Annotated in this window: 6 protein-coding genes; all 6 read right to left on the bottom strand. The window is 53.3% G+C overall.

The features are described from left to right. Nucleotides 1–8: 8 nt before the first annotated feature. On the bottom strand, nt 9–1,253 hold the full coding sequence (gene mtr / locus JTI85_RS19465; RefSeq protein WP_172742051.1) for a tryptophan permease: 1,245 nt from the start codon (nt 1,251–1,253) through the stop codon (nt 9–11). A 137-nt stretch (nt 1,254–1,390) separates the two neighbouring features. Continuing rightward, nucleotides 1,391–3,313 (bottom strand): ATP-dependent RNA helicase DeaD, encoded by a 1,923-nt coding sequence (deaD, locus tag JTI85_RS19470; RefSeq protein WP_219351928.1) that lies wholly within the window; start codon nt 3,311–3,313, stop codon nt 1,391–1,393. Next, nucleotides 3,306–3,386 carry a protein YrbN gene (yrbN, locus tag JTI85_RS19475; RefSeq protein WP_010723222.1) on the bottom strand — a complete coding sequence of 27 codons (81 nt, stop codon included), beginning with the start codon at nt 3,384–3,386 and terminating at the stop codon, nt 3,306–3,308. The genes deaD and yrbN overlap by 8 nt, the downstream gene beginning before the upstream one ends. A gap of 106 nt (nt 3,387–3,492) precedes the next feature. Continuing rightward, nucleotides 3,493–4,377 carry a lipoprotein NlpI gene (nlpI, locus tag JTI85_RS19480; protein ID WP_040234121.1) on the bottom strand — a complete coding sequence of 295 codons (885 nt, stop codon included), beginning with the start codon at nt 4,375–4,377 and terminating at the stop codon, nt 3,493–3,495. Between the two features lie 109 nt (nt 4,378–4,486). Continuing rightward, nucleotides 4,487–6,619: a polyribonucleotide nucleotidyltransferase gene (gene pnp / locus JTI85_RS19485; protein ID WP_047408353.1), complete on the bottom strand. Its 2,133-nt coding sequence runs from the start codon at nt 6,617–6,619 to the stop codon at nt 4,487–4,489. Nucleotides 6,620–6,865: 246 nt separating this feature from the next. After that, on the bottom strand, nt 6,866–7,135 hold the full coding sequence (gene rpsO / locus JTI85_RS19490; protein WP_000059465.1) for a 30S ribosomal protein S15: 270 nt from the start codon (nt 7,133–7,135) through the stop codon (nt 6,866–6,868). Nucleotides 7,136–7,198 lie beyond the last annotated feature (63 nt).

The following is a 7,198-nucleotide window of genomic DNA, read 5'->3' on the forward strand; positions in this document are numbered from 1 at the left end:
CAACGGTTTTACTGATAAACCGGTAACAGATTAAAGCTCGACAGAATATGGATAATCGCGTTGCCGATACCAAATACCAGGATCAGCGCAATCATCGGCTTGCCGCCCCAGACGCGGAATTTCGGGCTACCGAAACGCTCGCGGGATTTACGCGCCAGCAACGCCGGAACAATGGCGGCCCAGATGGTTGCCGCGAGTCCTGCATAGCCAATGGCGTACAGGAAACCGTTCGGCCACAGCAATCCACCCACAATTGGCGGGACAAACGTCAGCAATGCCGTTTTAAAACGCCCCATCGCCGAGTCATCAAAGCCAAACAGATCCGCCAGATAGTCAAACAGACCGAGCGTGACGCCGAGGAATGAACTCGCCACCGCAAAGTTAGAGAACACCACCAGCAGCAGATCCAGACTGCGGCTGTTTAGTACGCCGCTCAGCGCCTGTACCAGCACATCAATGTTACCGCCCTGCTGCGCAATACCGATAAACTCCGGACGTGGAATATTCCCCATCGTTCCCAGTAACCATACGGTATACAGCACCAGCGCCAGCAACGTGCCATACACCAGACACTTCACAATGGTTTTCGGATCTTTACCGTAGTACTTCATCAGGCTCGGGACGTTACCGTGGTAGCCGAACGACGCCAGACAAAACGGCAGCGTCATCAACAGGTACGGCGTATAAGAAGCATTGCTTTCTGCCACGTTAAACAGCGTAGTGGGCGTAACATGCCCCAGCAGACTGCCAAAGGTCAGGAAAAAGGTAATCACCTTTGCGCCCAGCACAATTGCCGTCATACGGCTAACCGCTTTGGTGCTTAACCACACCACAAATGCCACCAGCAGCGCAAAGCCAAGACCCGCCGCGCGCGCCGGAACATTCAGCGACATCTCGGAGAAGGTGTGATGCAGAATCGACCCGCTCGCTGAAATATAGGCGTAGGTCAGGATATAGAGAACGAAGGCGATCGAAATGCCGTTCACCACGTTCCAGCCTTTGCCCAGCAGATCTTTCGTGATGGTGTCAAAGCTGGAACCAATGCGGTAATTGAGGTTCGCTTCGAGGATCATCAGTCCGGAATGCAGCATACAGAACCAGGTGAAGATCAGCGCCGCCATTGACCAGAAAAACCACGCCCCGGACATGACCACTGGCAGAGAAAACATCCCCGCGCCAATAATGGTGCCGCCGATAATCACCACGCCGCCGAGCAGCGAAGGTGACGTTTGGGTGGTGGTTAGTGTTGCCATTTAGCCATCTCTCCAGTCATTTATATTGTGACTACATCTTAATGTGCTGCACTGTACCAGTACACGAGTACAAATGAAATAAAAAAAGCCCCGATTGTTAAGATCGGGGCTGTACATATTACTTTACGCAGTGAAACTTATGCGTCACCGCCGAAACGACGACGACCAGCGGAGTCATCACGACGCGGAGCAGAAGAATCGTCACGACGCGGACCACGGTTGCCTTCACGACGTTCGCCGCTGAAACGACGACCATCGCCACGACCGCCTTCACGACGCTCACCGCTGAAATTACGACCTTCGCCACGACCGCCTTCACGACGCTCGCCGCTGAAACGGCCACCGCCACGACGCTCACCACCGGTGTGCGGAACTGCATCGCCAACCAGCTGCATATTCATCGGCTTGTTCAGGATGCGAGTACGGGTAAAGTGCTGCAGCACGTCGCCCGGCATACCTTTCGGCAGCTCGATGGTGGAGTGGGAAGCAAACAGCTTGATGTTACCGATGTAACGGCTGCTGATATCGCCTTCGTTAGCAATCGCGCCAACGATATGACGAACTTCAACACCGTCATCACGGCCCACTTCAATGCGGTACAGCTGCATATCGCCAACGTCACGACGTTCACGACGCGGACGATCTTCACCACCACGGTCATTACGCGGGCCACGATCGTTGCGGTCACGCGGGCCACGATCGTTGCGGTCGCGGAATTCGCGTTTCGGACGCATCGGCGCATCTGGCGGCAGGATCAGCGGACGTTCGCCCTGAGCCATTTTCAGCAGTGCGGCTGCCAGCGTTTCGATATCCAGCTCTTCTTCCGGCTGCATTTTCGCCAGCAGAGCACGGTACTGATCCAGATCGCTGCTTTCCAGCTGCTGCTGTACTTTAGCGGCGAATTTTTCCAGACGGCGTTTGCCCAGCAGTTCTGCGTTCGGCAGTTCTACTTCCGGAATCGTCAGCTTCATGGTGCGTTCGATGTTACGCAGCAGACGACGCTCACGGTTCTCAACGAACAGCAGCGCACGGCCAGCACGACCCGCACGACCAGTACGGCCGATACGGTGAACGTAAGACTCGGAATCCATCGGGATGTCGTAGTTAACAACCAGGCTGATACGCTCAACGTCCAGGCCACGGGCCGCAACGTCGGTTGCAATCAGAATATCCAGGCGGCCATCTTTCAGACGTTCCAGAGTCTGCTCACGCAGGGACTGGTTCATGTCGCCGTTCAGTGCAGCGCTGCTATAACCGCTACGCTCCAGCGCTTCTGCCACTTCCAGGGTCGCATTTTTGGTACGAACGAAGATAATCGCCGCATCAAAATCTTCTGCTTCCAGGAAACGCACCAGCGCTTCATTTTTACGCATGCCCCATACAGTCCAGTAGCTCTGGCTGATGTCAGGACGCGTGGTAACGCTGGACTGAATGCGTACTTCCTGCGGCTCTTTCATAAAGCGGCGGGTAATACGACGAATCGCTTCCGGCATAGTCGCAGAGAACAGAGCGGTCTGATGACCTTCCGGGATCTGCGCCATGATGGTTTCAACGTCTTCGATGAAGCCCATACGCAGCATTTCGTCTGCTTCGTCCAGTACCAGACCGCTCAGTTTAGAGAGGTCCAGAGTCCCGCGCTTCAGGTGATCCAGCAGACGGCCCGGCGTACCGACGACGATCTGTGGTCCCTGACGCAGGGCACGTAATTGCACGTCATAACGCTGGCCGCCGTACAGGGCAACCACGTTCACGCCGCGCATGTGTTTAGAGAAATCCGTCATGGCTTCTGCAACCTGAACCGCCAGTTCGCGGGTCGGTGCCAGCACCAGAATCTGAGGTGCCTTCAGCTCAGGATCAAGATTGTTGAGCAGCGGTAAAGAGAACGCTGCAGTTTTGCCGCTACCTGTCTGGGCCATACCCAGAACATCGCGACCGCCCAGCAGATGCGGAATGCACTCTGCCTGGATTGGAGATGGTTTTTCGTAACCCAGATCGTTAAGGGCTTCAAGGATAGGAGCCTTCAGGCCCAGATCTGCAAAAGTGGTTTCGAATTCAGCCATGTAGTACGTGTGCCTCAAAATTAATGGCGGCCAGTCTACATAACTCATCATGAAATTGATCTGCAATTTTCATTGAAAAGTGTGAACCGGCTCAAAGTAGGTGTATTAACGAACAACAACGCCCTCACCCGTGAAGGTGATGGCAATCAAAAAAGATTACGGGCTGATGTGTACGTCAGCTATTGCTGGTCCGATTCTGCCAGGTCATCTTGGTCCTGGCCCAGGAGCGATAATTCCAACAATGCGTATCGGTGCTCAACAAAGTTATGAACGTTGTTAGCCACCGCCAGTTTGAACAATGCCGTAGCGTTGTCCAAATCCCCCAGACTTAGGTAGTACTTACCTAAATAGAAGTTGGTTTCACTGAGATGCTCAGCGAGCGAGGTGTTATCCGTTGCGTCCGCCTTCAGGCGTTCCATCAGCGTTGCTTCGCTAATGTTGCCCAGGTAGAACTCGACAATGTTCCATCCCCATTGCTCTTTATCCGATTTCTCAAAGCGTTGCTTCAACGCTTCTTTAGCCTGCTTCTCATCGAGCTTCTGCTCGGCAAGATAAAGCCACAGACTACGGAAAGGATCATTGGGATCGTCTTGATAAAACGCTAGCAGATCATCTTGCGCTAACTTGTCGCGACCGCCGTAATACAATGCGATACCGCGATTTAAGTGCGCGTAGTTGTAAGTTGGATCAAGCTCAAGTACAGAATCAAACGCTTCATAGGCAGCATCAAAATTGCCTGCCTGCGTTAAATATATACCTAAGTAATTGAATACTTCAGGCATATCTGGTCGGATTGCCAGCGCTTGTGAAAAATCATTTCGCGCCAGTGCCCTCAGACCGAGACTATCATACAACACTCCGCGCTCATATAAAAGCTGTGCGCGTTCGTCATCGGTTAAAGCCCGACTGGCAAGAATTTGTTCCATACGTGCCAGAATCACTTCCTGCTGCAAAGTCGGTTGCAATGGTACTGCGAGGACTTCACTCTTACGCCAGGTGGAATTACTGCATCCAGCCAGCGTGAGTGCTGTCGCAACGAAACACCAGCGCAAAAAAGGCTTCATTTCCCACTCCCGAAGACAACGATTGAATGAACGTCCAGGTTCCCCGGTTGCTAACAAGGCATCCTGCCGGGTTAAAGGCCCTCCGCTCTCACGGAGGGCAATGGCAACCTTACTCGCCCTGGCTTGCCGGAGCTTCCGGTTCGCCTGCAGGCTGAGACTGCTCAGTTGCTTCTTTAATGCTCAGACGTACACGGCCCTGGCGATCAACTTCCAGAACTTTGACCGGTACTTCCTGGCCCATCTGCAGGTAATCGGTCACTTTCTCAACGCGCTTATCAGCGATCTGAGAGATGTGTACCAGGCCTTCTTTACCGCCACCGATGGCAACGAATGCGCCAAAGTCAACGATACGGGTCACTTTACCATTGTAGATACGGCCTACTTCGATCTCTGCGGTGATCTCTTCGATACGGCGGATAGCATATTTCGCTTTTTCGCCGTCGGTCGCAGCAATCTTCACGGTACCATCATCTTCGATTTCAATGGTGGTGCCGGTTTCTTCGGTCAGAGCACGGATAACAGAACCGCCTTTACCGATAACGTCTTTGATCTTGTCCGGGCTGATCTTGATGGTGTGGATACGCGGAGCAAATTCAGAGATATCGCCACGCGGTGCGTTGATCGCTTGTTCCATCACACCCAGGATGTGCAGACGCGCACCTTTAGCCTGGTTCAGAGCAACCTGCATGATTTCTTTGGTGATACCTTCAATTTTGATATCCATCTGCAGTGCAGAGATACCGTCGCGGGAACCCGCCACTTTGAAGTCCATATCGCCCAGGTGGTCTTCGTCGCCCAGGATGTCAGACAGAACAACATAGTTGTCGCCTTCTTTCACCAGCCCCATCGCGATACCCGCAACGGCGGCTTTGATTGGCACGCCTGCGTCCATCAGCGCCAGGGAAGCGCCACATACGGAAGCCATAGAAGAAGAACCGTTAGATTCGGTGATTTCAGAAACCACACGCACGGTGTACGGGAATTTATCCAGTTCCGGCATCACTGCCAGTACGCCACGTTTCGCCAGACGACCGTGACCAATCTCACGACGCTTCGGAGAACCGACCATACCGGTTTCACCTACGCAGTACGGAGGGAAGTTGTAGTGGAACAGGAAGTTGTCAGTACGCTCGCCCATCAGTTCGTCGAGGTTCTGTGCATCACGAGTGGTGCCCAGGGTCGCAGTAACCAGCGCCTGAGTTTCGCCACGGGTGAACAGTGCGGAACCGTGGGTACGCGGCAGAACGCCAGTACGCACGTCCAGACCACGGATCATGTCTTTTTCACGGCCATCGATGCGCGGCTCGCCTGCCAGTACGCGGCTACGAACAACGTTTTTCTCGATAGCGTGCAGAATTTCACCCAGCTCGTTAGCGTCCAGGGTTTCGTCTTCAGCCACCAGAGTCGCGATGGTTTCAGATTTGATTACGTCAACCTGAGCATAACGCTCTTGTTTGTCGGTGATGCGGTAAGCATCACTCAGGCGAGCTTCTGCCAGTGCGGCAACACGTGCGTTCAGCGCTTCGTTGACGGCTTCTGGCTGCCAGTCCCAACGCGGTTTGCCAGCTTCTTTCGCCAGCTCGTTGATAGCCTGAATCACAACCTGCTGCTGTTCGTGACCGAAGACCACAGCACCCAGCATCTGGTCTTCGCTCAGCAGTTCAGCTTCGGATTCAACCATCAGTACGGCAGCTTCTGTACCGGCAACAACCAGGTCCAGCTTGCTTTCTTTCAGTTCGTCCTGAGTCGGGTTCAGTACGTACTGGTCATTGATGTAACCAACACGTGCAGCACCGATCGGGCCGTTGAATGGAATACCAGACAGCGTCAGCGCAGCAGATGCACCAATCATGGCCACGATGTCCGGGTTAACCTGCGGGTTAACGGAAACAACGGTGGCGATAACCTGAACTTCGTTAACGAAGCCTTCCGGGAACAGCGGACGAACCGGGCGGTCAATCAGACGCGCAATCAGGGTTTCGCCTTCGCTCGGACGGCCTTCACGACGGAAGAAGCTACCTGGGATACGGCCAGCAGCGTAGGTACGCTCCTGATAGTTAACGGTCAGCGGGAAGAAATCCTGGCCTGGTTTCGCTTTTTTCTGGCCAACAACGGTAACAAATACCGCAGTGTCATCCATGCTAACCATAACAGCGGCAGTCGCCTGACGCGCCATCATGCCGGTTTCCAGCGTAACGGTATGCTGACCGTACTGGAATTTACGAACGATCGGATTAAGCAAAATAATATCCTTTCTCTATTTTTTTGACGGCACATTTTGCGCCATCGTTAATACCCGATCTTCTGCGCATCCTCGCGACTAATGACAACCCTAACCCATAAGCATGAGTAAAGCCTCTCATTAGCCGCGCGAACCTCTGCAACGGAAGATCATTCATAGCAACAATACATTAGTTTCCAGCGAATTGCTGCCATCTGCTGGAAAAAAGGGGCCATGAAGGCCCCCTCTTTCTGAAACTCGAAAGAATTAGCGACGCAGACCCAGACGCTCGATCAGCGCAGTGTAACGTGCAACATCTTTACGTTTCAGGTAGTCGAGCAGTTTACGACGCTGAGAAACCATGCGCAGCAGACCACGACGGCTGTGGTGATCTTTTTTGTGCTCTGCAAAGTGGCCCTGCAGGTGGTTAATCTGTGCAGTCAACAGAGCAACCTGAACATCGGTAGAACCGGTGTCGTTTGCATCACGACCAAACTCAGAAACGATTTTAGCGGTAGCTTCAGTACTTAGAGACATTTTAAAACTCCAAAGTGTTAAGAATGAAAGGATGCCGATCTCTAATTCAGCCATCCCAGTGTA

The organism is Citrobacter sp. Colony219 (assembly GCF_019382635.1).
GTDB classification, from domain to species: domain Bacteria; phylum Pseudomonadota; class Gammaproteobacteria; order Enterobacterales; family Enterobacteriaceae; genus Citrobacter; species Citrobacter youngae.